The 22,651-nt window shown below is 36.5% G+C and carries 26 protein-coding genes; 21 read left to right on the forward strand and 5 right to left on the reverse strand.

What is annotated here, in order from left to right:
- Nucleotides 1–31 precede the first annotated feature (31 nt).
- From AC3RVG_RS05230 to AC3RVG_RS05250, 5 genes are read left to right on the forward strand one after another with little or no spacing between them, the layout of a single operon-like run.
- Nucleotides 32–985 carry a DUF6427 family protein gene (locus AC3RVG_RS05230; protein ID WP_489690388.1) on the forward strand — a complete coding sequence of 318 codons (954 nt, stop codon included), beginning with the start codon at nucleotides 32–34 and terminating at the stop codon, nucleotides 983–985.
- Nucleotides 982–1,623: a hypothetical protein gene (locus AC3RVG_RS05235; protein WP_489690389.1), complete on the forward strand. Its 642-nt coding sequence runs from the start codon at nucleotides 982–984 to the stop codon at nucleotides 1,621–1,623. Before AC3RVG_RS05230 ends, AC3RVG_RS05235 begins: the two co-directional genes overlap by 4 nt.
- On the forward strand, nucleotides 1,620–2,618 hold the full coding sequence (locus AC3RVG_RS05240; protein ID WP_489690390.1) for a DNA adenine methylase: 999 nt from the start codon (nucleotides 1,620–1,622) through the stop codon (nucleotides 2,616–2,618). The genes AC3RVG_RS05235 and AC3RVG_RS05240 overlap by 4 nt, the downstream gene beginning before the upstream one ends.
- A 54-nt stretch (nucleotides 2,619–2,672) precedes the next feature.
- Nucleotides 2,673–3,281, forward strand: a complete 609-nt coding sequence (locus AC3RVG_RS05245; protein ID WP_489690391.1) for a DUF4254 domain-containing protein — start codon at nucleotides 2,673–2,675, stop codon at nucleotides 3,279–3,281.
- Between the two features lie 54 nt (nucleotides 3,282–3,335).
- Nucleotides 3,336–4,367, forward strand: coding sequence for a glycosyltransferase family 9 protein (locus AC3RVG_RS05250; RefSeq protein ID WP_489690392.1), 1,032 nt, complete (start codon nucleotides 3,336–3,338; stop codon nucleotides 4,365–4,367).
- A 99-nt stretch (nucleotides 4,368–4,466) separates the two neighbouring features.
- Here the strand turns inward: AC3RVG_RS05250 and AC3RVG_RS05255 are convergent, their stop codons facing one another.
- Nucleotides 4,467–5,507, reverse strand: coding sequence for a 2Fe-2S iron-sulfur cluster-binding protein (locus AC3RVG_RS05255; protein ID WP_489690393.1), 1,041 nt, complete (start codon nucleotides 5,505–5,507; stop codon nucleotides 4,467–4,469).
- A 279-nt stretch (nucleotides 5,508–5,786) separates the two neighbouring features.
- On the opposite strand from AC3RVG_RS05255, the gene porW reads away from it, so the two are divergent.
- The 16 genes from porW to AC3RVG_RS05335 all read left to right on the forward strand — a co-directional run bounded on the left by porW (nucleotide 5,787) and on the right by AC3RVG_RS05335 (nucleotide 17,986).
- A complete protein-coding gene (gene porW / locus AC3RVG_RS05260; RefSeq protein WP_489690394.1) occupies nucleotides 5,787–8,333 on the forward strand; it encodes a type IX secretion system periplasmic lipoprotein PorW/SprE in 2,547 nt (848 codons plus the stop codon).
- Nucleotides 8,334–8,388: 55 nt separating this feature from the next.
- Nucleotides 8,389–8,850: a bactofilin family protein gene (locus AC3RVG_RS05265; RefSeq protein WP_489690395.1), complete on the forward strand. Its 462-nt coding sequence runs from the start codon at nucleotides 8,389–8,391 to the stop codon at nucleotides 8,848–8,850.
- Between the two features lie 22 nt (nucleotides 8,851–8,872).
- Nucleotides 8,873–9,091 (forward strand): AtpZ/AtpI family protein, encoded by a 219-nt coding sequence (locus AC3RVG_RS05270; protein WP_489690396.1) that lies wholly within the window; start codon nucleotides 8,873–8,875, stop codon nucleotides 9,089–9,091.
- Entirely contained in the window at nucleotides 9,088–9,492 is a 405-nt protein-coding gene (locus AC3RVG_RS05275; RefSeq protein WP_489690397.1) for a DUF6168 family protein, read from the forward strand. Before AC3RVG_RS05270 ends, AC3RVG_RS05275 begins: the two co-directional genes overlap by 4 nt.
- A gap of 118 nt (nucleotides 9,493–9,610) precedes the next feature.
- Nucleotides 9,611–10,699 carry a F0F1 ATP synthase subunit A gene (gene atpB / locus AC3RVG_RS05280; protein WP_489690398.1) on the forward strand — a complete coding sequence of 363 codons (1,089 nt, stop codon included), beginning with the start codon at nucleotides 9,611–9,613 and terminating at the stop codon, nucleotides 10,697–10,699.
- Between the two features lie 32 nt (nucleotides 10,700–10,731).
- Nucleotides 10,732–10,935, forward strand: a complete 204-nt coding sequence (gene atpE, locus AC3RVG_RS05285) for an ATP synthase F0 subunit C (RefSeq protein ID WP_237601234.1) — start codon at nucleotides 10,732–10,734, stop codon at nucleotides 10,933–10,935.
- Nucleotides 10,936–11,015: 80 nt separating this feature from the next.
- On the forward strand, nucleotides 11,016–11,507 hold the full coding sequence (locus AC3RVG_RS05290) for a F0F1 ATP synthase subunit B (protein WP_489690399.1): 492 nt from the start codon (nucleotides 11,016–11,018) through the stop codon (nucleotides 11,505–11,507).
- Between the two features lie 6 nt (nucleotides 11,508–11,513).
- Nucleotides 11,514–12,050, forward strand: coding sequence for an ATP synthase F1 subunit delta (gene atpH / locus AC3RVG_RS05295; protein WP_489690400.1), 537 nt, complete (start codon nucleotides 11,514–11,516; stop codon nucleotides 12,048–12,050).
- Between the two features lie 57 nt (nucleotides 12,051–12,107).
- Nucleotides 12,108–13,688 (forward strand): F0F1 ATP synthase subunit alpha, encoded by a 1,581-nt coding sequence (gene atpA, locus AC3RVG_RS05300; RefSeq protein WP_489690401.1) that lies wholly within the window; start codon nucleotides 12,108–12,110, stop codon nucleotides 13,686–13,688.
- An 83-nt stretch (nucleotides 13,689–13,771) separates the two neighbouring features.
- Nucleotides 13,772–14,647 carry an ATP synthase F1 subunit gamma gene (gene atpG, locus AC3RVG_RS05305; protein WP_489690402.1) on the forward strand — a complete coding sequence of 292 codons (876 nt, stop codon included), beginning with the start codon at nucleotides 13,772–13,774 and terminating at the stop codon, nucleotides 14,645–14,647.
- 94 nt (nucleotides 14,648–14,741) lie between these two features.
- Nucleotides 14,742–15,275: a hypothetical protein gene (locus tag AC3RVG_RS05310; protein WP_489690403.1), complete on the forward strand. Its 534-nt coding sequence runs from the start codon at nucleotides 14,742–14,744 to the stop codon at nucleotides 15,273–15,275.
- A gap of 105 nt (nucleotides 15,276–15,380) precedes the next feature.
- Nucleotides 15,381–15,887 carry a hypothetical protein gene (locus AC3RVG_RS05315; protein WP_489690404.1) on the forward strand — a complete coding sequence of 169 codons (507 nt, stop codon included), beginning with the start codon at nucleotides 15,381–15,383 and terminating at the stop codon, nucleotides 15,885–15,887.
- A gap of 2 nt (nucleotides 15,888–15,889) precedes the next feature.
- Nucleotides 15,890–16,255 (forward strand): cupin domain-containing protein, encoded by a 366-nt coding sequence (locus AC3RVG_RS05320; protein ID WP_489690405.1) that lies wholly within the window; start codon nucleotides 15,890–15,892, stop codon nucleotides 16,253–16,255.
- A 3-nt stretch (nucleotides 16,256–16,258) separates the two neighbouring features.
- The gene (locus AC3RVG_RS05325; RefSeq protein WP_489690406.1) at nucleotides 16,259–17,203 is read left to right on the forward strand and encodes a 2-hydroxyacid dehydrogenase; all 945 of its coding nucleotides are present in this window, start codon (nucleotides 16,259–16,261) and stop codon (nucleotides 17,201–17,203) included.
- 1 nt (nucleotide 17,204) lies between these two features.
- The gene (locus AC3RVG_RS05330; protein ID WP_489690407.1) at nucleotides 17,205–17,591 is read left to right on the forward strand and encodes a VOC family protein; all 387 of its coding nucleotides are present in this window, start codon (nucleotides 17,205–17,207) and stop codon (nucleotides 17,589–17,591) included.
- A 44-nt stretch (nucleotides 17,592–17,635) separates the two neighbouring features.
- Nucleotides 17,636–17,986 (forward strand): TM2 domain-containing protein, encoded by a 351-nt coding sequence (locus AC3RVG_RS05335; protein WP_489690408.1) that lies wholly within the window; start codon nucleotides 17,636–17,638, stop codon nucleotides 17,984–17,986.
- Nucleotides 17,987–18,124: 138 nt separating this feature from the next.
- Here AC3RVG_RS05335 and AC3RVG_RS05340 read toward each other — a convergent pair whose 3' ends face one another.
- The 4 genes from AC3RVG_RS05340 to AC3RVG_RS05355 all read right to left on the reverse strand — a co-directional run bounded on the left by AC3RVG_RS05340 (nucleotide 18,125) and on the right by AC3RVG_RS05355 (nucleotide 22,631).
- Nucleotides 18,125–18,877 (reverse strand): DUF5995 family protein, encoded by a 753-nt coding sequence (locus AC3RVG_RS05340; RefSeq protein WP_489690409.1) that lies wholly within the window; start codon nucleotides 18,875–18,877, stop codon nucleotides 18,125–18,127.
- Between the two features lie 22 nt (nucleotides 18,878–18,899).
- Nucleotides 18,900–20,750 carry a GNAT family N-acyltransferase gene (locus AC3RVG_RS05345; RefSeq protein WP_489690410.1) on the reverse strand — a complete coding sequence of 617 codons (1,851 nt, stop codon included), beginning with the start codon at nucleotides 20,748–20,750 and terminating at the stop codon, nucleotides 18,900–18,902.
- Between the two features lie 50 nt (nucleotides 20,751–20,800).
- Complete coding sequence (locus AC3RVG_RS05350; RefSeq protein ID WP_489690411.1) at nucleotides 20,801–22,057, reverse strand: aspartate kinase; 1,257 nt, start codon at nucleotides 22,055–22,057, stop codon at nucleotides 20,801–20,803.
- A 67-nt stretch (nucleotides 22,058–22,124) separates the two neighbouring features.
- On the reverse strand, nucleotides 22,125–22,631 hold the full coding sequence (locus AC3RVG_RS05355; protein WP_489690412.1) for a GNAT family N-acetyltransferase: 507 nt from the start codon (nucleotides 22,629–22,631) through the stop codon (nucleotides 22,125–22,127).
- Between the last annotated feature and the right edge of the window lie 20 nt (nucleotides 22,632–22,651).

The raw sequence follows: 22,651 nt of genomic DNA on the forward strand, positions 1-22,651 counted from the left end.
TTTAGAAGACAAAAATATAAAATAACCCCGTATGCTGACAAGCTTTTTTGGAAAATCTAACCCAATAAACTATTTAATTCTCGGTGTTTTTATTATTCTGGGTTATTTGTATGCGGAAATTTCGGGAAATGCCGTCTTTATTTCCTTTTCAAGCATTTTTATCCATCTGTTTTTTATCCTTCTTAGCGTATTGGCAATGCTGCTTTTAGATTTTATTATTCGGAAGAATTATTTAACAAAAAACAATACATACGCCATTTTATTCTTTACCTGTTTTATGGTAATGCTACCAATAATTTTTCTTCAATATAAAATAATACTTGCGAATGCCTTTCTGTTGCTAGCGCTACGGAGATTAATGAGCTTGCGAAGCGATAAAAATTCGACAAAAAAAATACTTGATGCTAGCCTATGGATTACCTTGGCTGCTTTGTTTTATTTTTGGAGTCTATTATTTTTTATACCGCTTTGGATTGCAATAATGCAAAAGCCAAATGCTAATTACAAGCAAATGCTGGTGCCATTCGTGGGGTTTTTTACTATCGTTGTTTTATATACCACGTATCAACTTTTAAGCAATAATACGTTTGCTTGGCTTTACAATTGGAAAGACGACATCAGTCTAGATTTTTCGGTGTATAATTCGGTATCAATATTAATTCCTGTTACCATTATTTCGGCGTTTTATATTTGGACGGGTATTTATCGGGTTTCAAAAATTCCTGTAATTCCTTTAAAAGAAAAGCCAAATTTCATATTGCTTATATACGTTAGTATTACAACGATTTTAATTGCATTGGGAGCTCCGGAAAAAAATGGTGCCGAGATACTTTTTGTTTTAGCTCCAGTTTCAATTATTTGCGCAAATTATATTGAAATTTCTTATAGAGAGGATTATCATAAAACTGACACTTCAGAGTTTTGGTTCAAAGAAGTTATGCTTTGGTTGGTTGTGCTTTTGCCTTTTGTATTTATGTTATTATGACTTTTTTACTTCAAAATATTGAAAAAGAGCTTAAACGGAGACATTCATATTCGTATAAATGGTTTCGCAAACAAAACGATGCGTGGGACAATCACACAAATTTTATTTATCAAATTTCTAATTGGGACATACTTATTCAGAAAATTGCTACGCTTACGGATATTCACGGTTTTAACGAACAACATCTCTTTCAATACGCTGCAAACCGATGGTATAATTTCTGGAGTGCAAAAGCGGTAGAGCAAATTTTTACTGAAATTGAAGGTATTGAACCTGTGGCCGAAAGAAAAGATTCTGAAAAAGATTTTTATCTCTTCGGAATACCTTTTGACCATAAAACATCTGTCTTTCCGAAGCAATTCAACAAATCATTTACATATGCACAAAGCCATAAAGCAGAATTGATAGAATGGCTCTATAAAAATCAAAGTGCCCAAAAAAGACATCATTTAAAAAACCGTCTTTTTATAGTTGTATATGCTGAAAACGGCGAACATTGGAAACTAAAAGCTGAAATTTCAATGCTTAAAAAAGCCATTCAAAAATATGTTGCAAGCTTTAAGCGGGAGCAACTTCATTCCTTTACTTTTGCTAACGAACAAAAAACTTTCAGTGATATTATCTGGGTTTCGCAATGAATTATATAGGCTCTAAACACAAACTTTCCAGCTTCATTTTTGAAACGGTTACCGAAATCTGCGGAAACGATCTTTCCAAAAAAGTATTTTGCGACCTTTTTGCAGGCACCGGAATCGTGGGCCGAAATTTTAAAACTCACGTAAAACAGGTAATTGCCAACGATGTGGAATATTACAGTTTTGTACTGAACCGAAATTATATTGGCAATCATGCTGAATTTGATTACGAAAACCCTTTAAGTGAATTGAATACTCTAAAAGGTGAAAAAGGCTTCGTTTTCGAAAATTATTCCGAAGGTGGAAAAGCTGGAAGAAACTATTTTACTTCAGAAAACGGACAGAAAATTGACGCGGCTCGGCTTCAAATTGGAGCGTGGAAAGAAACTTCAAAAATATCCGAATACCAATTCTTTTTTCTACTTGCCTCATTGTTAGAAAGTGCAGATAAAGTGGCGAATACGGCTTCAGTTTATGGCGCTTATTTAAAACACATTAAAACTTCCGCTGCAAAAAATATGGTAATTAAACCTGCCGTTTTTCAGCAAACAGAAAATACACACCAAGTTTTTCAACAGGATAGTAACACACTAATTAAAAAAATTAAGGGAGATATTCTCTATTTAGATCCTCCTTACAATGCCCGCCAATACGGTGCAAATTATCATTTGCTAAATACTATCGCAAAATATGATACCTTTGTGCCAAAGGGAAAAACAGGCCTGCGCGATTACTACAAAAGCGATTGGTGCAGAACTGGAGAAGTCCTTAAAAGTTTTGAGGAATTGATTGAAAACGCACAATTTCCCTACATTTTCCTGAGTTATAATAATGAAGGATTAATGACTCAAAAAGAAGTGCAAACGGTAATGGAGCGCTTCGGAAAATATACTTTAAAAACTAAAAAATATCAACGTTTTAAAGCAGACAAAACCGAAAACCGAAACCATAAAGCCACAGAAACTTTTGAATATTTGCATATTTTAGAAAAGAAATAAAGTCGGTGTCTGAGCGGAATCGAAGACACATAAACAACAATAAATTAATAGATAATGTTTTCAGACAAAGCCAACAAAATCTTCGCAGAAGTAATAAACAAGTATCACGAAATAAATACCGTGGATCAACCTTTCAGCAATCCGTACGATAAAGACAGTGATTTAATTGAACATTTGTTATACCGAAAATGCTGGATTGATACCGTGCAATGGCATTATGAAGATATTATTCGCGATCCAAATATCGATCCTGTTGCGGCACTTAAATTAAAGCGCCAAATAGATGCTTCCAACCAAGATCGCACAGATATGGTTGAATATGTTGATAGTTATTTCCTCGAAAAATTTAAGGATGTAAAAGTCAATGATGAAGCTACTATCAATACTGAGAGCCCAGCTTGGGGAATTGATCGTTTATCAATTTTAGCTTTGAAAGTGTATCATATGAATGAAGAGGCAACGCGTACCGATGCTTCTCAAGAACACCAAATTGCTTGCAAAGCAAAGTTGAATATACTGTTAGAACAACTTGTGGATTTAAGTACTGCCATTAACCAACTTTTAGACGATATTGCTCACGGCCGAAAATACATGAAAGTCTACAAACAGATGAAAATGTATAATGACGATGAATTGAACCCCGTTCTTCGCGGAAAAAAATAGAACTATTTTTAAACCTAGCAGGTTTTCAAAACCTATTAGGTTTTTAGAATCCCAATGTCCAAACCTTCACACATATTAGTAATCCGTCTCTCTGCAATGGGCGATGTGGCAATGACTGTGCCTGTGCTGCACGTTTTGGCGCAGACTTATCCTGAATTAAAAATTACGGTACTTTCCCGACCTTTTTTTAAACCTTTCTTTGAAGAAATTCCAAATCTGGATTTTTTAGAAGCTGATGTTTATGGGAAACACAAACGCTTCGGCTTACTGAAATTAGCAAAGGAGGCGCAGGAGTTAGGCATCGATGCTGTGGCAGATTTGCACAACGTTATTCGTTCAAAAATAATCGCGAAATATTTAAAGTATAAAGGTCTTGCCACTGCAACAATCGATAAAGGCAGAGCAGAAAAAAAAGCTTTGGTGTCTAGTGGAGGTGAAAATATTTCACAATTAAAAACAACGCAGCAGCGTTATGCTGATGTTTTTGAAAAACTCGGTTCTCCAATCGATTTAAAAAATTATGTTGCTCCACCACAAAAACGATTAGTTCCCAAACTAAACGGTCTCATTGGTGTGGAGCCAAAAAAACTAATTGGTATAGCCCCTTTTGCTGCGTATAAAAGTAAAATGTATTCGTTGGGTTTAATGGCCGAAGTAATTCGTGGGTTGGATAAAACAGACAAATACCGAATCTTCCTTTTTGGTGGCGGAAAAAAGGAAATAACCCAACTTCAGAAATTTGAAAACCCTTTTGCTAACGTTACCAATGTAGCGGGAAAACTAACATTTGAAGAAGAACTTGCCCTGATTTCAAATTTAGATTTGATGCTTTCTATGGACAGCGGCAACGGTCATTTGGCGGCAATGTACGGCGTGCCAGTAGTTACACTTTGGGGTGTAACGCATCCATTCGCTGGGTTTGTTCCTTTTAATCAACCAGAAAACCATCAATTGGTAGCCGATCGAGAAAAATACCCACTTATTCCTACCTCTATTTACGGTAACAAGTTTCCTAAAGGATATGACGACGCAATGGAAACCATTTTACCCGAAATGGTTGTTTCAAAAATAAAGGAAGTTTTATAACAACATCAACGCATTTAAAGACCTCAAAGGTTTTAAGAACCTTTGAGGTCTTTTTCGTTGCTTGAAATAAATGGTTTAGGTCGCTGAGCGGAGCCGAAGCTACACATCATCATAATCCACTACAACCTTTGGCGTTGTGGGATGCGCTTGGCAAGTAAGTATTAAACCATCTGCGATTTCAGCTTCTGTGAGTATTTGGTTTTTTCGCATTTCGGCTTTACCTTCTTTTAAGCGCGCAATACATGTACTGCAAATACCGCCTTGGCAAGAATAAGGTGGATCTAAACCTTTATCCAATGCTGCTTCGAGAATAGATTTGGTCTGCGACATTTCAAATATTTCTTCCTCATCGTCCAAAATTACTGTAATGCTCGTAAAACCATCGTGCTTTTCAACCAGAAGTCCTTTTTCAGCAGTAGAAAATAGCTCGTGATGAATTTGTTTTGAGTTGATGCCATTTTGTTTTAAGGTAGCGGAAACATCATCGATCATCTCTTCGGGACCACAGAGATAGAAAGATTCGAAAGAGCTGTCGCGGTATTTATTTTTCAGGTAAAAATTAACCAGTGAACGACCTATTCTTCCAAATTGTGCATCGCCTTCCTTTTCTCGACTAAATACGAATTCAACATCAAACCGCTTTGGGTATTTATCCTGTAACTGAACAATTTCGTCATAAAACATCGCTTCTTCTTTCGTCTGATTGCCATAAATAAGTAGAAACGAACTTTGCGACATTTCTTCCAAAGTGCTTTTTATCAACGATAGTACGGGTGTAATTCCACTTCCCGCGGCAAAAGCAGCATAATTTTTAAGATTTGGCTCCAGCGTAAACTTCCCCGTGGGAGGCATCACTTTTAACGTATCTCCAGCTTTTAGTTCATTATTTGCATACTCTGAAAACGTTCCTTTTTCTACCCTTTTCACCCCAACTTTCACTTCTCCACTTTTTGGCGAAGAGCAAATAGAATAAGCGCGGCGAAGTTCTTTTCCATCTTTAAGATGTTTTACAGTAATATACTGCCCAGCCTTAAAAGCAAATGCAGTTTTTAAATTTTCGGGTATATTGAAAGTAATTGAAACGGAGTTTGGCGTTTCTTTTTTCACTTCGGAAACGGTAAGCGTATGAGAGTCGCTCATAATAGTAAAATTTTTTTGCAAAAGTACGAAGGAAATCAAGGAAACAAAGCTTCAACGGCTTTAATGTGAAGCATTTTTTCGACGTTTCTTTAAGCAGATATTAAAAAGAAACGTATTTTTACCGCTCTATGGTGATTCTACATACTAAAATAGAACCTTTTAAGTTACAATATTATATAAACCAAAAGCATTTTGAAATGAGCCAGGACTTATCTTTTCATTCAAATAAAAAATGTGGAACAGCGAATTCCATCTTTCAATAATCGATATAAAATATAGATGAAAGGCACATATAAATTTACGCTATTTATTCTCGCTGTTGTTTTTTTGGCAGCTTGTTCTCGAAAAAAAAATACCTTCCTAAGTCGCAATATACAAGCGGTTAGTACGGAATATAATACGCTTTACAATGGCGACGTGGCTTTTACCGAAGCCAAAGCACAATTAGCTTATGGATTCCGAGATAATTTCTGGGAAGTACTTCCTGTAGAGCGCATTGATGTTCAAGAAGCTGAAACTAAAGCTCCCGGCGCCAATAAACAAGGCGGAGGAGGCTTTAATCGCGCCGAAGAAAAAGCTGCGAAGGCTATTCAGAAACATTCCATGTATATAGATGGCAAGGAATATAATCCACAAATAGACGAAGCTTATATGTTACTCGGGAAAGCCCGTTACTACGATGGCCGTTTTATTCCTGCTTTAGATGCTTTTAATTTTATTTTAGATCGTTATCCTACCAGTAACAACATAAATGTTGCAAAGGTTTGGAAGGCTAAGACCAACATTCGTTTAAAAAATGAGGATTACGCAATAGAAAACCTCAAAAAAATGTTTAATCAGGCCGATCTTACAGAAGAAGAAACCGCGGAAGGTGCAGCAATGATGGCACAGGCTTTTATAAATCTAGATTCATTACAGCCAGCGCTGGATTATATTAAGATTGCAACAGATAATGTTAATGATGATGAACTTAAAGGCAGGTACACATTTATAAAAGGCCAGCTTTATAATCGTTTAGGCGATAAAGACAGTGCCAACGTTGCTTTTGATGAGGTTATAGCAATGAACCGCAAGACTTCTAGAATCTATATGATAAATGCCTATTTGGAAAGAGGAAAAAACTTCGACTACGAAAAGGGAGATCGCACTGCATTTTTAGAGCTATTACAAGACCTTGAAAAAAATCGTGAAAACCGACCGTTTTTAGATAAAATCTACAATCAGTTTGGAGATTATTATTATAACAGTGATAGTATAGCAACGGCGGTAAAATATTATAACAAATCGCTGAAAGCTTTCAAGCAGGACAGAATTCTTCAGTCTGTAAACTACCAAACCCTTGCACTCATTAATTTTGATGCAGCGGAATATAGAAATGCCGGAGCTTATTACGATAGCACGCTCACTTTTCTACAAGAGAATAGCCGCCAGTGGCGCCGTATAAAGAAAAAGCGTGAAAATTTAGACGATGTTATAAAGTACGAAGAAATTGCAACCGCGAATGATAGTATCCTAAAACTAACAAAAATGAGCGAGTCTGAACAGCTTGCATTTTTCACAGATTTCACAACAAGGTTGAAGGAACAAGCGGTAAAAGATTCTTTGGCTGCCATAAAAATTGAAGAAAAAATTGCCAATAAAGAATTTTATGAAAAGGGAAAAACTGCTTCAGGCCCAAATAAAGGAAGCACTTTCTATTTTTACAATACTTCTACCGTAGCTTATGGTAAAGGTGAATTCCGAAAAACATGGGGAGAGCGAAATTTGGAAGACAATTGGAGACTTTCAAGTAAAAGAAGTTCGCTAATAACAGAAGATGTAGCGGTGGTCAAAGAAACAACGATTGCCGAAAACGAACTTTACAAGCCACAAACTTATATATCCAAGATTCCAACGGAACAAAAGGTTATTGATAGTTTGGCAAAGGATAGAAACTTTGCATACTATCAACTAGGATTGATTTATAAAGAAAAATTTAAAGAGTATAATCGTGCTATAAACAGACTTGAAAAACTGCTAACTTTTAATCCTGAAGAGCGATTGGTTGTTCCAGCAAAGTACAATCTGGTTAAGATTTATGAAACTTTAGAAAATTCATCGGCTGCAGACAGATATAGAAATGACGTACTAACAAATCACTCCGATACGCGCTATGCGGAAATTCTTCGCAATCCAAATTCACAATTGCCAACAGATGAGTCTAGCCCTGAGTTTAAATACAAACAATTGTATAAGGAGTTTGAAGCTGCCAAATATGAAGATGTAATTCAAAAGAGTGATGATTTCATTATAGTGTATAACGGCAATGATATTGTGCCAAAATTTGAATTGTTGAAAGCTACTGCAATTGCTCGTCAGCAAGGTTTTGAAGCGTACAAAAAGGCTTTAAATTTTATTTCGCTCAACTATCCTAATAGCGATGAAGGTAAACAGGCTCAGCAAATTTATAGTAGTACTTTACCTCTTTTAGCCGGGAAAGATTTTGCGCCAGACGAAGACTCAAAAAGTTGGAAACTGGTTTATAAATTTACCAGTGAAGAAGGCGAAGCCGCGCAAAAGCTGAAAGAAAAGCTTGATAAGGCTATAGAAGATTTTCGTTATACAAATATGGTAACTTCTATTGACTACTACACGCCAGGAACAAAACTTGTAATTGTTCACGGTTTAAACACTAAGCTGGGCGCACAAGGGTTTGGCGATATTTTGAAAGAAAAGAAAGAGTATAAAATTAAGTATCCTTTCTTTGAGATTTCAACTCCAAATTATAAAATCATTCAGATCCACAAAAACTTGGACGATTATTTACTGAAGGATGTAACCAAGTAACAGCCCTCGACAAACCGAATAACAGAATAGTAATCTTTATTAAAAACCAACTACTATGTTTTCCGATAAAAAAGAAAAACGAATAACTTCCGAACCAGGAACCGCTCAAAATAGAATCAATGAAGGCACCAAACTAAAAGGCGATGTGTCTTCTACAGGATTTTTCAGAATTGATGGTTCTATTGAAGGTAACGTAAAAACACCGTCAAAGGTTGTTTTAGGAAAAACAGGAGTGATAATAGGAACGCTAAGCTGTGAAAACGCAGATATAGAAGGCAAATTTGAAGGAAATTTACAAGTAACAGGAACCCTCACGTTAAGAGCTACAGCTATAATTGAAGGCGATGTAACTGTAGGCAAATTGTCTGTAGAGCCAGGAGCTACTATGAATGCTTCTTGTGTAATGCAAGGAGGCAAACCAAAAAATGTATCCACAATTAATCAATCAAATGTTGATACTTCCAAAGTAAATCCGTTTGAACGTCAACAGCAGATTAAAAGAGTAGCAGACTCTTAAAATTAAAATACCAAAAGTACCAATGGCAGATAATAATAACCTTCGTAAATGGGCCGTATTCTCTGGTATTGCGGTACAGATGGGCGTAACCATTGGCATCGGAGTTTTTATTGGCCAAAAACTAGACGAAAGTTATCCAAATAAATATTCTGCTTATACTATTATATTTTCGCTTCTAGGAGTTTTTATCTCTCTCTACGCTGTGATAAAGCAACTTCAAAATATGAATAATAAAGATTGAAAAATTTGAAATCAGATAGGTTTTATTATATCCCAACAACTTTAATTTTAGTTACAGCGCTGCTCTATTTTATACAGAATTGGGCGGTTGCCAGTATTTCTGATAGCTATAACTTCTTTTACTCCGTTTTCAACATTTATGTGTTTCATTTTGTAGTAACACTTATTATTCTGTCAATACTTTATCTTGTTAGTAAAAAGGCCCCAGACTATACTGGCTTCGCTTTTTTAGGCTTTATCTTATTAAAGATGGTTGCCGCGATTGTGTTTTTAATTCCACTTATAAAAATGGAAAATGTATCAAAAATTCCAGATTTTATATCCTTTTTCACCCCATATTTCATTTATCTTTTCATAGAGATCATTCTCGCTTTGAGGCTTTTAAAGCAATCTACAACTTAAGTAGTCTCAATTTATTTCAGAAAAATAAAACAATCACACTTACCCCCTTTTTTTTGTCGTTAAAAGTTGTACTTTTGCACAAATTTTAACGAGCACAATTTTTTATAGTTATTAACATATGAGGCTTACTCAAACACTTATCGGTAGCTTAGCATTAATTATTTTTTTATTGATGCCCTTTATAGGTACCGCATCGGACCCAAACCCAGAAGAGGGTGGTGGGAAATTTGACCCGAAGGAATTGATCAATAGTCACGTATGGGATTCGCACGAATTTCATATTGCCGACTGGTCTGGGCATCCCATAACTTTAGCTTTGCCTATAATACTTTGGACGGAAAATGGTCTTACCATTTTTCCATCGTCGGAATTTCATCACGATAATAGTGGTACTACAGTAGTAGAAGCCAACGGACATAGCTTCGTTAAATACCGTGAGCATATTTTTTACGCAGATCGTTTCGATCAAGAGAAATTTGAGGCAACCAGTACCATGGGACGTCCTTTTCTTTACGAAGACAGACCGTTAGACTTCTCGATAACAAAAACCGTTTTTTCAATGCTTTTTGTTTCATTGTTATTGTTTATAGTTTTTGGATGGGCAGCTCGTTCTTACAAGAAAAATAAAAAGGCGCCAAAAGGTTTGTCTGGGCTTTTAGAGCCAGTAATTCTTTTCGTGCGCGATGAGATTGCAGTGCCAAACATTGGCAGCAAATATCAAAAATACATGCCACTATTATTAACCATCTTTTTCTTTATATGGTTAAATAACTTAATTGGTCTTATTCCATTTTTCCCTTTTAGCGGAAACGTAACTGGAAACATCGTTTTTACCTTGGTAATGGCTGTTATTGTTTTCGTAGTTACAATTTTCAGTGGAAATAAATATTACTGGAAACACATCCTTACGCCAGATGTGCCAAAGGCATTATACCCTATTATGATCCCGATAGAAATTATCGGGATGTTTACAAAACCCTTTGCACTTATGGTTCGTTTATTTGCGAACATTACTGCTGGGCATATCATAATTTTGAGCCTTGTTGGCTTGATTTTTATTTTCGAAACTGCCGCCATTTCGCCGGTGTCAATTGCATTTGTACTTTTCATGAGCGTGCTGGAACTTTTAGTTGCTGCACTTCAAGCTTATGTATTTACATTACTTGCGGCGCTGTTTATTGGTCAAGCAGTGGAGGAGCATCATTAATTTTTGTTTAATTATTTTAAAAAGTTTCAATTATGACAGGAACATTAGCAGCAGTAGGAGCAGGACTGGCCGTAATCGGTGCCGGTATTGGTATTGGTAGAATTGGTGGTTCAGCAATGGACGCGATCGCAAGACAGCCAGAAGCTACAGCAAAAATTCAAACCGCGATGATTATTGCAGCGGCCCTTGTAGAGGGTGTTGCACTTTTCGCAGTGGTTGTGGCATTGATTGCCTAATTTTTAAAATTCAACATTTCGTGGCGGTTGGCCACGAGATGTTGTTTTAAATGAAAAAATTTTAAAAAAAATTATATCAAATGAATATAGTAGCACCAGAGAGTTTAATATTTTGGACCACCATCATATTTTTATTGCTTTTGATTCTTTTGCGAAAATTTGCTTGGAAACCAATTTTGGGTGCCGTAAGAACTCGCGAAACTTCCATTAACGATGCATTAGAAGCTGCCGAAAAGGCAAAACTTGAAATGCAAAACTTACATGCTGACAATGAAAAATTGCTTCAAGAAGCTCGCGCAGAACGCGAAGCTATGATGAAAGAAGCTCGTGAATTGAAAGCAAAAATGATCACCGATGCTAAGGAAGATGCCAAAGTTGAAGCTGATAAAATGGTAGCCCAAGCACAAGCCGCTATTGTAAGCGAAAAGAAAGCTGCAATTGCTGAATTGAAACAACAAGTGGCAAGCCTTTCATTAGAAATTGCCGAGAAAGTGGTAAAACACGAACTTTCTGATAGCGATAAGCAAATGAAGCTTGTAAATGAAATGTTGGGTGAAGCCAAATTAAACTAATATCCAATGAGCAGAGCAGCGATAAGATACGCGAAAGCAATTTTGCAGAAAGCAAACGAAAACAGTACAGAAGCTGTTTTATTTGGCGATATGCAATCTGTTTATAAAACTATTGAAGACAGCCGTGAATTACAAGCTGTGCTTCAAAGTCCGGTTATTAAAGCCAACGATAAAAAGAACGCTTTGTTGAAAATTTTCAACGAACAATCTGAAGCTACACATTCACTTATTAATATACTTGTAGCTAATAAACGTACTTCATTGTTGAGCAAGGTAGCAAAAAGCTTTGTAGATATTTACAACGACCAACAAGGAGTAAAAGCAGCTACGGTAATTACTGCTGTGCCTCTTACTTCAGATATGGAAGCTAAGGTAATGGCTAAAGTTAAGGAATTAACGGGTAGTGAAAAGGTAACATTGAAAAGTGAAACCGATCCTAAAATTATCGGAGGATTTATTCTTCGTATTGGCGATATTCAGTATAATGCAAGTATCGCAAACCAATTAGGAAATTTAAAAAGAGAATTCAGTAAATCAATATAATAAGGAAATTAGGTTTAGTCTAACGTCTTAAATCTAGCATCTAATATCTAAATCAAAATGGCAGAAGTAAAACCAGCTGAAGTATCAGCAATATTAAAGCAACAACTTACAGGCTATGAAGCAACTGCTTCCCTGGATGAAGTAGGAACTGTTTTGACCGTGGGTGACGGTATTGTTCGTGCATACGGACTTTCAAATGCTCAATACGGCGAATTGGTAGCCTTTGAAAGTGGTCTTGAAGGTATTGTATTGAACCTTGAAGAAGACAATGTAGGTATTGTACTTTTAGGTCCTTCAAAAGAAATTAGAGAAGGTTCTACTGTAAAACGTACCCAACGTATTGCATCGCTTAATGTAGGTGAAGGAATTGTTGGCCGTGTAGTAAATACATTAGGTCAGCCTATCGATGGTAAAGGTCCAATCACTGGTGAAACTTACGAAATGCCATTAGAGCGTAAAGCTCCTGGGGTTATTTACCGTCAGCCGGTAACTGAGCCACTTCAAACTGGTATTAAGTCTATTGATGCAATGATTCCTGTTGGCCGTGGTCAGCGTGAACTTGTAATTGGTGACCGTCAAACTGGTAAATCTACCGTTTGTATCGACACTATTTTGAATCAAAAAGAATTTTACGATGCAGGAAAACCTGTATACTGTATATATGTTGCTATTGGGCAAAAAGCTTCAACTGTTGCAAACATTGCAAACGTTTTAGAAGAAAAAGGCGCAATGGCTTACACAACTATTGTTGCTGCAAACGCATCAGATCCTGCGCCTATGCAGGTTTATGCTCCCTTCGCAGGTGCTGCAATTGGTGAGTACTTCCGCGATACTGGTCGTCCAGCATTAATTGTTTTTGATGACCTTTCTAAACAAGCTGTAGCATACCGTGAGGTTTCGCTTTTGCTTCGTCGCCCACCGGGACGTGAGGCTTATCCTGGAGATGTTTTCTTCTTGCACTCAAGATTATTAGAGCGTGCTGCAAAAATTATTGCAGATGATGGAATCGCAAAAGAAATGAATGACCTTCCTGCTTCTTTAAAAGGAATTGTAAAAGGTGGTGGTTCATTAACTGCACTTCCAATTATTGAAACACAAGCGGGTGACGTTTCGGCGTATATCCCAACAAACGTAATTTCTATTACCGATGGTCAGATTTTCTTGGATGGAGATTTGTTCAACGCGGGTGTTCGTCCGGCTATTAACGTAGGTATTTCGGTATCTCGTGTAGGTGGTAACGCACAGATTAAATCGATGAAAAAAGTAGCAGGTACTTTAAAACTGGATCAAGCAGCTTTCCGTGAATTGGAAGCGTTTTCAAAATTTGGTTCAGATTTAGATGCGGCAACTTTAAATGTAATTGAAAAAGGAAGACGTAACGTAGAGCTATTAAAGCAAGCTGAAAATGATCCTTACACAGTTGAAGATCAAATTGCAGTTATCTACGCAGGTTCTAAAAACCTAATGCGTAACGTTCCAGTTGATAAGATTAAAGAATTTGAAAGAGATTATCTTGAAATGCTTAACGTAAAGCACAGAGATACTTTGGATAACTTAAAAGCAGGAAAACTTACTGACGATGCAATAGATGTAATGACAACTGTTGCTAGTGAACTTTCAGCAAAGTATAAGAAGTAAAAAGTCTTTGCGACCTTTGCGCCATTGCGGTTTTATTTACTACCGCAAAGGCGCAGAGAACGCAGAGTAACATAATTAAAAAAATGGCGAATCTTAAAGAAATACGTAACAGAATATCATCCGTAGGTTCAACGATGCAGATTACCAGTGCCATGAAAATGGTTTCTGCTGCAAAATTGAAAAAGGCTCAGGATGCCATTACAGCAATGCGTCCCTATTCTGAAAAACTTACAGAACTTTTGCAAAACCTAAGCGCTACGCTTGATGCCGATTCCGGGAGCAAGTATTCAGAACAACGCGAGGTAAACAAAATTTTAGTGGTTGCCATTACCAGTAACCGTGGTTTGGCGGGAGCTTTTAACAACAACATCATAAAACAATCTCGTAACTTGGCTGCAAATACTTATGCTGGCAAGCAAGTAGATTTTATGACCCTTGGAAAAAAAGGAAACGATATTCTGAAGAAAACGGGAACGATACTAGAAAATAACAACGGTATTTTCGACGACCTTTCTTTTGATAATACTGCAACAATTGCTGAAAAATTAATGCTTCTTTTCTTAGAAGGGAAGTATGATAAAATTGTTATAGTTTACAACAGTTTCAAAAATGCTGCTACACAAATAGTGATGACAGAACAGTTTCTGCCAATTTTACCTCCAAAACAAATAGAAGGTCAAGGAGTAAAAACTAACGACACTTTCTATATTTTTGAGCCTTCAAAAGAAGAAATTGTTGAAGCCTTGATTCCAAAGAGTTTAAAAACACAATTATTCAAAGCTCTTCGCGATAGTGCTGCAAGTGAGCACGGAGCCCGTATGACGGCAATGCATAAAGCAACCGACAACGCAACCGAACTTCGCGACGACTTAAAATTGAAATATAACAAAGCACGTCAAGCTGCAATTACCAACGAAATTTTAGAGATTGTTGGTGGTGCCGAAGCATTGGCAGGATAGTACTAAATTATTTTATTTTGAAAAGCCTTTCGTTTTACGAGAGGCTTTTTTTTTGGTTTAATATTTTAAGTATCTTCATTAAAATTTTACACAAATGAAAAAACTGTTCTTTGTATTCGCTCTTCTACTTTTCGTGAACGCTATTGGCCAAAACCAAAAAGGAGAAATGTTACTTTCCGTATCGGTTTCTCCCTATCCCACTACAACAAATAATGAAGACGACTTCGGAGCTTTGGGACTGGTTAGTTTTGAATTTTTCGTTTTCAAAAATGCATCACTTTCCGGAAGTTTTTTCACTTCAAACAATACTCTTTTTAAAAATAATAGCGATGTCACTATTCATTCCTACGGCTTCATTCCGTCTATTCAATATTACGTTTTGAATAAAGAAAAATGGAATGTTTTTGCACAGCTCGGTTATGGTTATGGATTTGAAGACCAAACGCAGGGATATATTCAAAATAGCGCGCTAACGGTTTATAATATTGGTGCTGGCGCGCATTATAAAATTGGAGAAAAGTTATTTTTAAAATTACAGCTACCGTATTTCAACGCCAAAAATATTACACTAAATGTTGATGCCGCCAGCGGAGTAGCAGTGTTTTTAGGTGCTGCATATAAATTATAATTTATTGCTAAGCCTTTTACTATTCAGAAAAAGTTGGGTGTACAAGTTGAAACCGATGCATTTATTGTTCTATATTATTCGTAAATTTCGTGAATGATTAAAAAAATGAAAACAATAGCCATAATTTTAACGCTGCCCATACTGCTTTTTAGCTTAACGAACTGTGGCGGAACTCAAACTGCGAACGACCAAAAATCGCTTGTCCAAAACCCTCCTTTTAAAATTTCTGAAACCTATTTTCAAGATTGGGTTGCTGGGGTAAAAGACGGTGGCTCGGGTACCAACGTGCATATCATTTTGAGTGAAATTGAACCTGACGTTGTTATACAGAATATCTATTTCCGTAATCAGATTCTGAAAGCAAAAAATACCACGGTGGAGCCCAATCATTACGTAGGCTACCTTTTAAATTCTAATCAGCGCGACCTGGTTATGGATGCTGATCCAATGAAAGAAGCTCAAAATACGCCTGCAAAAGACTTCCCGTTTAAGTTGGAAACTAACCAAGCTGTGGTAGAATATTTATTCAACGGAACTAAAAATTATTATAAAATTGCCAGTCTTTCTCAGAAAGATATGATTCCATATCCACAAACAAATCCGCACGAATAGGCATGCAAACCATCAATATTCAAAATAAGTTTTCAACTTTCAAAAATCATTGGCATCCACATCAAATAGCGGTCGTGGACGATATGCAAGTACTTTTAGCAAAACTAAAAGATGAATTTGTTTGGCATAAGCACGAAGAAGAAGACGAACTATTTTTTGTTCAAAAGGGAACTTTGGAAATGCATTTTCGAAATTCCGTTGAAATTATAAATGAAGGTGAAATAATTGTGGTTCCAAAAGGCGTAGAGCATTGTCCGAAAACCAAAAATGGCGAAGAGGTGCACGTGCTTCTTTTTGAAAAAATTGCAACGAAACATACTGGAAATGTGACTTCTGAAAAAACTGTTGCCGATTATCCCAAAATCTAAATTATGAAAATTCTTCACCTCGATAGTAACCATCCGTTATTACTAACAATGTTAGCGGAAGCGGGATTCTTAAACGAGGAAAACTACAAATCCACAAAATCTGAAGTGGAAGAAATCATTTCGAATTATGATGGCATTGTTATCCGAAGCCGCTTCAATATTGACAAACAATTTCTCGATGCCGCTAAAAACTTAAAATTTATTGCACGGGTAGGCGCCGGTCTAGAAAGCATCGATACGGATTATGCAGACAAACTTGGCATAAAACTAATTGCTGCACCAGAAGGCAATCGCAACGCCGTAGGCGAACATGCATTAGGCATGCTTCTTTCGCTATTCAACAATCTAATTAAAGCCGACAGAGAGGTTAAAAATGGCTTGTGGAATCGCGAGGCCAACCGAGGAATAGAGCTGGACAAAAAAACGGTGGGAATTATTGGTTATGGCAACATGGGCAAAGCGTTCGCTAAAAAATTACGTAGTTTCGACTGCGAAGTACTTTGTTACGATATAAAGGAAAATGTGGGCGATGAAAATGCAAAACAGGTGTCACTTACAGACTTTCAGCAAAAAGTAGATGTGCTAAGTCTTCACACGCCGTGGACGCCGTTAACAGATAAAATGATTAATTCAGAATTTATCAATTCATTTTCAAAATCGTTCTGGCTTATAAATACCGCACGTGGAAAAAGTGTGGTTACTGCAGATCTTGTTTCGGCGTTAAAAACTGGCAAAATCTTGGGTGCCGGACTGGATGTTTTGGAATTTGAAAAGCTTTCTTTTGAAACACTTTTTGATTCCGATAATCTCCCAAATTCCCTAAAAGAATTATTCGCGATGGATAATGTAATATTGAGTCCGCATATTGCTGGTTGGACTGTGGAAAGCAAGGAAAAACTTGCAGCGGTGATCGCTGAAAAGATTATTCAAAAGTTCAAAAATCAATAAAATGAAAAATAGAGTTACAGGCATTGGAGGAATTTTTTTTAAAACAAAAGATCCCGATAAAGCGAAGGAATGGTATAAAAATCATCTTGGTTTAAATACGGATAATTACGGCAGCACCTTTTGGTGGCAAGACGAAGACGGCAATAAATGCTCAACGCAATGGAGTCCTTTTAGTGCCGATACCAAGTACTTTTCGCCCAGCGAAAAAGAATTTATGATTAACTACCGCGTAGAAAATCTTGAGGAATTATTAAAAGTTTTAAAAGAAGAAGGTGTAACAATTGTAGGTGAAATGGAGTCTTATGATTACGGAAAATTTGGTTGGATACTAGATCCTGAAGGAAACAAAATTGAACTTTGGGAACCTGTAGACAAGGCATTTCTTTAATTTTACAAATAACATATCACTATAATAACCAACTAATTAATATTATGGAAGAACAACAAAATTCAGGTTACGACAGCACAAAAAGGCAAACGGATAATACCGAACAGCGGGCGAGACAGAGCGCCAATGATTTTAATGAAAGCTGGAATCAGGCCACTCACGGACAAGAAAATAAAAAGGTACTAGCTGGCGTTCTAGCTATTGTAATCGGGTCTTTAGGAATACACAAATTTATCCTTGGATACACTCAAGAAGGTATAATACAAATAGTAATCACCTTCGTAACTTGTGGGATTGGAGGAATCGTTCCTCTTATTGAAGGAATTATTTATCTAACCAAAAGCGACGAAGAATTTTACCAAACCTATCAGGTTGGTAAAAAAGGATGGTTCTAAACATTTAAAAAGCCTTTGGATTTTTTTTCAAAGGCTTTTGTATTTTTAACTGAGGCACGGATGGCATTATGATTTACTTTTGTTCCTTGGCGCCTTCGAAATTTCGCCACCCACGGCGGATATATAATCCTGTTTAAATTATTCTTTTTTAAGCACTGCCACAATTTGAGAAACATCTTTCTTCTCGAAAAAGTAAATGGTTTTTACTAAATACTTCAATATCCAACTTTTCTGATACACCAATTTCTCAGCCAATGTGGCTATAATTACATCGCGACACTTTAATTCTTCTTCTTTATTTGGTGAAATGTGATACTGGTTTGCAAAAAGCCAAGCACCATCTCGAGCAATATTTATACTAAAACTAACGAGTTTATCCTCTCGCCCTTTTCCGAATTTATCGAGCAACCCAAATAGGGGAGAGACTGAGATTATTTTAGATTCAACGTCGGCAATCATTGAACCGAGAATTTCATTAATTTTATTGAAATCGTTTTCGAAATTCATTAAATCTCCATAGTCGCCAACGGTTTGCGCAACTGCAATTCCCAAATCGAGATTAATATGGGCGTTGATGCCCAACAGCAAATGTTGCATAATTAACAACTTTTCGGTTTTGGAAGCTTCAAAAGCTTTTTTCCAACTTTGCGTAAAAGGTTTATTGGCTCCCAAAGAATCGTAAGCATCTACATAGCGATTTGCAAAAAGCACGTCGAGTTTTTCCATTCGCTGGTTGTTTTCAAACTCATTGTTTAAAATACCTTCTTTTATGCGAATGGTAACTTTTCTGTAAAGAATAGGGAAGTATGCCAAACAAGAATTCTGGAGGCACTCGGCATCAATTATACTATCCAATCGGGCAATAACTTCATTAATATTTGTTGCGGCCATAATGGATCAGTTTTTTAAATCATTACTCTGGTTTTACTTCTTCTTTGGAATTTTCGGCATCACAATTTTCATTGTTTTTGTCTGAATATTTTTTCTCAAGTTCGGCTTGAAATTCCTCCATCACAGGTTTTACAGTACTTTCAGGTAAATCTGCAATTCGAATGTACATTAGACCGTCTATAGCATTATTAAAAAGCGGGTCTACATTAAAGGCCACAACTTTTGCATTTTGCTTGATGTATTTTTTTATTAGTACCGGTAAACGAAGACTTCCCGGTTCTACTTCGTCAATTATTTTATCGAATTTATTAAGATCGGCCTCACTTTCATCGAAGATAAAATCTTTGTCGGCATCCTTCAGTTTTACTTTGTATTCTTTCTTTGGATTGATGTATTGCGCCACATACGGATCGTAATAATTTGATTTCATAAACTCGATCATCAAGCTTTTTGAAAACTCCGAAAATTTGTTGCTTATACTTACCCCACCAATTAAATAGCGATGCTCGGGATAGCGCAAGGTTGTGTGTACAATTCCTTTCCAAAGTAAAAACAATGGCATAGGCCGGAGTTGGTATTCTTTAATTATAAAAGCACGTCCCATTTCGATGGATTTGCTCATCATATCATACAATTCGGGTTCAAACCTAAAAAGATCTTGCAAGTAAAATCCGTCAATTCCATATTGGGCAAAAATCTCTGAACCTAACCCCATGCGGTAGGCGCCAGCCATTTTATGCGCCTCATTATCCCATAAAAACATATGGTGGTAATAGCTGTCAAATTTATCGAGATCAGTACTATTATTTGTGCCTTCGCCCACTTCGCGGAAGGTAATTTCGCGCAGTCTTCCTATTTCCTGTAAGATGTAAGGAATGGAATTTGCTTCGGCCAAAAACACTTCATAATTTTTACTTATAAGAAGTCTTTTATCATTTTCACGAAGCTTTTCAATTTCAGCTTCCATGGCTTTTATAGGTATTGGTCCCGCAATTTTCTTGGGTGGTTTAGGGAACTTCAGTGTTTTAGGAATACTGTCTAATAATTTTTTCTTCTGAAAAGCATTGGAAAGCATATAGGTTTTCTTCCGAAGAAATTCTGTAAATGAAGCAAGCGACTCGTGCTCTTTTTGGTCTTCAACCGAAATTGCGTTCCCAATTCGCACTTTAATTAAGCGTTCTTTTTGGGTTAGCAATTCTGAAGGTAATTTGGCAGTACGCAACTTATCGCTCAACTTCGCCAAACGATAAAACAATTTGCTGTTTTTAGCGTGAAAATAGATTGGTACTATAGGCACTTCTGCCTTTTGCACCAGTTTCATTGCGGCCTCTTCCCAAGGTTTGTCTACTACTAATTTTCCGTCTCTGTAAGTAGAAACTTCTCCTGCTGGGAAAATTCCCAGTGGATGTTCTTTGCGCAAATGTAAAATTGCCGCTTTAAAACCTGAAATGCTCGATTTTGCGTCCTTTCTATCTTCAAAAGGATTTACAGGCATTACGTACGGTTTCAACGGTTCTACGCGGTGGAGAAGAAAATTTGCAACTATTTTAAAATCGGGTCGGTGTTCCAGCAATAATTTTAAAAGCAGAATACCGTCAATGCCACCCAACGGATGGTTAGAAATTGTTATAAAAGCACCTGTTTTTGGTATTCTACGAAGATCTTCCTCAGGAATTTCAAACTTAATCTCAAACGCTTCCATCAATCCGTTTATGAATTCTAGGTCGTTTAAATGTTTGTTATCGTCATAGATTTTATTAAGAGTAGAAATGTTGAGTATCTTCATTAGAGACCAACCCATGAATGTGCCCAGAAAGCCAAATTTATCGACGTTTATTGCTTTTGCAACTTCCTTTGCATTGACTAATCCCATGAAATTTTTTGGTTGTTTGTATCTAACAAAGATAACGAAACCGATTGATACTATTCCTTAATTACCAACTGTACCGTTTCTTTGCTTTCTTGTTTTAAAAGTACATTTTTGTTTTCAGCAAGTGCCTTTACTTCAGCAGGGTTAAAATGACGAATTGTGTACAACGTAACGTTTTCATTCCATTTAACACTGAAGTTTTCTCGAAGTTTTGCTAGTAAAGGTTCCAAATTACGGAATTTATTATCAACACATACCGAAAAACTAATGGCCGAATTTTGAATAAGATTCACCTTCATTTTGAATTCGTGAAGTAGCTTAAATACATCGCCAATGTTGTCTTCCATCATAAATGAAAAATCTAAAGACGAAAGCGAAATTAAAACCTGATCTCTTTTCAGAATAAAAGAAGAGATAAACGGATCTAGTAAAACTCCTTTACCCACACAGGTTCCGAGTGCTGTGGGATTTAAAAAAGATTTCACAAACAGTGGAATTTCCTTGCGCTGCAAAGGTTGTAATGTTTTTGGGTGAATTACCGAAGCACCGTAAAATGCTAATTCAATTGCTTCACGATATGAAATATGGTTGAAAAGTTGCGTCTCAGTAAAATAGCGCGGATCCGCATTTAAAACGCCCGGAACGTCCTTCCAAATAGTAACGTTTTCGGCATTTAAACAGTAAGCGAAAATTGCGGCAGTATAATCACTTCCTTCCCTGCCTAAAGTAGTGGTAAAATTATTTGTGTTTTCAGCACCTAAAAATCCTTGGGTTACGGTAATTCCATTCGCACTTACTTTTTCTGAAATTTTTTGTTGTGTTTTTTCCCAATCTACTTTTGCCTCGCGATAATTGGCATCTGTTTTTATGCACTGACGCACATCTAACCAATTGTTTATTATACCATTTTCAGCAAAGTAAGACGAAATTATTGTTGACGAAATTATTTCGCCGTATGAAACTACCTGATCGTATACAAAGGCGTGATTTTTAGATTTATTTGTTTCTAAAAAATGTTTAAGCTCTTTAAAAGTCTTATCTAGCGCTATAAAAGCAGGATGGGAAGTGGTAGAAAAAAGACCCGTAAGTATGTTATAATGAAAATCGTAAACGGTGCGTAATGCGTTTTTTACATCTCCCGTTTCAGAGAAATAATTGTTTACCACTTCTTCTAAAGCATTGGTAATTTTTCCCATCGCCGAAACCACAACCACCAAATCCTTTTCTCCAGTTTGGTTTATTACGGAAACTACGTTTTTTATATTCTCAGCATCTTTTGTGGACGCGCCTCCAAATTTAAAGATCTTCATATGCATTAATTAATAAGTACTAAAACACGAATTTTTTAAAACATGATTCGTGTATTGGTTGTAATATTTAGTTTGAATTTGATTTCTGTATAAAGTTTTTTAGACCTTTTTCGTCCATATGCACTACGCGCCACTCTTTCATAATTGTTGCTCCACTGCGTTGGTAAAACCTAATTGCACCTTCATTCCAGTCCAGCACATCCCAGGCAACACGCTTTAATCCGCTGTCGTGGGCAAATTGCATTACTTGTTTATAAAGTGCTTCGCCAATTCCTTTGCCGCGATAAGCTTCCTTCACAATTAAATCTTCTAAGTGAAGGGTTCTGCCTTTCCAGGTGGAAAAACGATAATAAACCAAGGCTGCTCCCACAATTTCGGTTGAATCTGGGTCGCTTAGCATACTCGAAGCATCTGCAACGAAACAGGTAAACAATGGGTTTTTGCCAAAACCTTCTTTTTCTAAATGAGTAACATTAATTTCAACTGCGTCGGGTTCTTTTTCAAAAATTGCAAGTTCTTTTATAAGGTCTAAAACCTTTGGCATGTCTTTTATTTCAGCTTTTCTGACTTTCATTAGTGCTTATTTATTGAGAT

It is taken from the genome of Aequorivita sp. IT1282, from assembly GCF_058068205.1.

Bases quoted from the DNA above. Each gene is read 5' to 3' on its own strand.
- AC3RVG_RS05230 (WP_489690388.1), top strand. From the start codon at position 32: ATGCTGACAAGCTTTTTTGGAAAATCTAACCCAATAAACTATTTAATT.
- AC3RVG_RS05235 (WP_489690389.1), top strand. From the start codon at position 982: ATGACTTTTTTACTTCAAAATATTGAAAAAGAGCTTAAACGGAGACAT.
- AC3RVG_RS05240 (WP_489690390.1), top strand. From the start codon at position 1,620: ATGAATTATATAGGCTCTAAACACAAACTTTCCAGCTTCATTTTTGAA.
- AC3RVG_RS05245 (WP_489690391.1), top strand. From the start codon at position 2,673: ATGTTTTCAGACAAAGCCAACAAAATCTTCGCAGAAGTAATAAACAAG.
- AC3RVG_RS05250 (WP_489690392.1), top strand. From the start codon at position 3,336: ATGTCCAAACCTTCACACATATTAGTAATCCGTCTCTCTGCAATGGGC.
- AC3RVG_RS05255 (WP_489690393.1), bottom strand. From the start codon at position 5,507: ATGAGCGACTCTCATACGCTTACCGTTTCCGAAGTGAAAAAAGAAACG.
- porW (WP_489690394.1), top strand. From the start codon at position 5,787: ATGAAAGGCACATATAAATTTACGCTATTTATTCTCGCTGTTGTTTTT.
- AC3RVG_RS05265 (WP_489690395.1), top strand. From the start codon at position 8,389: ATGTTTTCCGATAAAAAAGAAAAACGAATAACTTCCGAACCAGGAACC.
- AC3RVG_RS05270 (WP_489690396.1), top strand. From the start codon at position 8,873: ATGGCAGATAATAATAACCTTCGTAAATGGGCCGTATTCTCTGGTATT.
- atpB (WP_489690398.1), top strand. From the start codon at position 9,611: ATGAGGCTTACTCAAACACTTATCGGTAGCTTAGCATTAATTATTTTT.
- atpE (WP_237601234.1), top strand. From the start codon at position 10,732: ATGACAGGAACATTAGCAGCAGTAGGAGCAGGACTGGCCGTAATCGGT.
- AC3RVG_RS05290 (WP_489690399.1), top strand. From the start codon at position 11,016: ATGAATATAGTAGCACCAGAGAGTTTAATATTTTGGACCACCATCATA.
- atpH (WP_489690400.1), top strand. From the start codon at position 11,514: ATGAGCAGAGCAGCGATAAGATACGCGAAAGCAATTTTGCAGAAAGCA.
- atpA (WP_489690401.1), top strand. From the start codon at position 12,108: ATGGCAGAAGTAAAACCAGCTGAAGTATCAGCAATATTAAAGCAACAA.
- atpG (WP_489690402.1), top strand. From the start codon at position 13,772: ATGGCGAATCTTAAAGAAATACGTAACAGAATATCATCCGTAGGTTCA.
- AC3RVG_RS05310 (WP_489690403.1), top strand. From the start codon at position 14,742: ATGAAAAAACTGTTCTTTGTATTCGCTCTTCTACTTTTCGTGAACGCT.
- AC3RVG_RS05315 (WP_489690404.1), top strand. From the start codon at position 15,381: ATGAAAACAATAGCCATAATTTTAACGCTGCCCATACTGCTTTTTAGC.
- AC3RVG_RS05320 (WP_489690405.1), top strand. From the start codon at position 15,890: ATGCAAACCATCAATATTCAAAATAAGTTTTCAACTTTCAAAAATCAT.
- AC3RVG_RS05325 (WP_489690406.1), top strand. From the start codon at position 16,259: ATGAAAATTCTTCACCTCGATAGTAACCATCCGTTATTACTAACAATG.
- AC3RVG_RS05330 (WP_489690407.1), top strand. From the start codon at position 17,205: ATGAAAAATAGAGTTACAGGCATTGGAGGAATTTTTTTTAAAACAAAA.
- AC3RVG_RS05335 (WP_489690408.1), top strand. From the start codon at position 17,636: ATGGAAGAACAACAAAATTCAGGTTACGACAGCACAAAAAGGCAAACG.
- AC3RVG_RS05340 (WP_489690409.1), bottom strand. From the start codon at position 18,877: ATGGCCGCAACAAATATTAATGAAGTTATTGCCCGATTGGATAGTATA.
- AC3RVG_RS05345 (WP_489690410.1), bottom strand. From the start codon at position 20,750: ATGGGATTAGTCAATGCAAAGGAAGTTGCAAAAGCAATAAACGTCGAT.
- AC3RVG_RS05350 (WP_489690411.1), bottom strand. From the start codon at position 22,057: ATGAAGATCTTTAAATTTGGAGGCGCGTCCACAAAAGATGCTGAGAAT.
- AC3RVG_RS05355 (WP_489690412.1), bottom strand. From the start codon at position 22,631: ATGAAAGTCAGAAAAGCTGAAATAAAAGACATGCCAAAGGTTTTAGAC.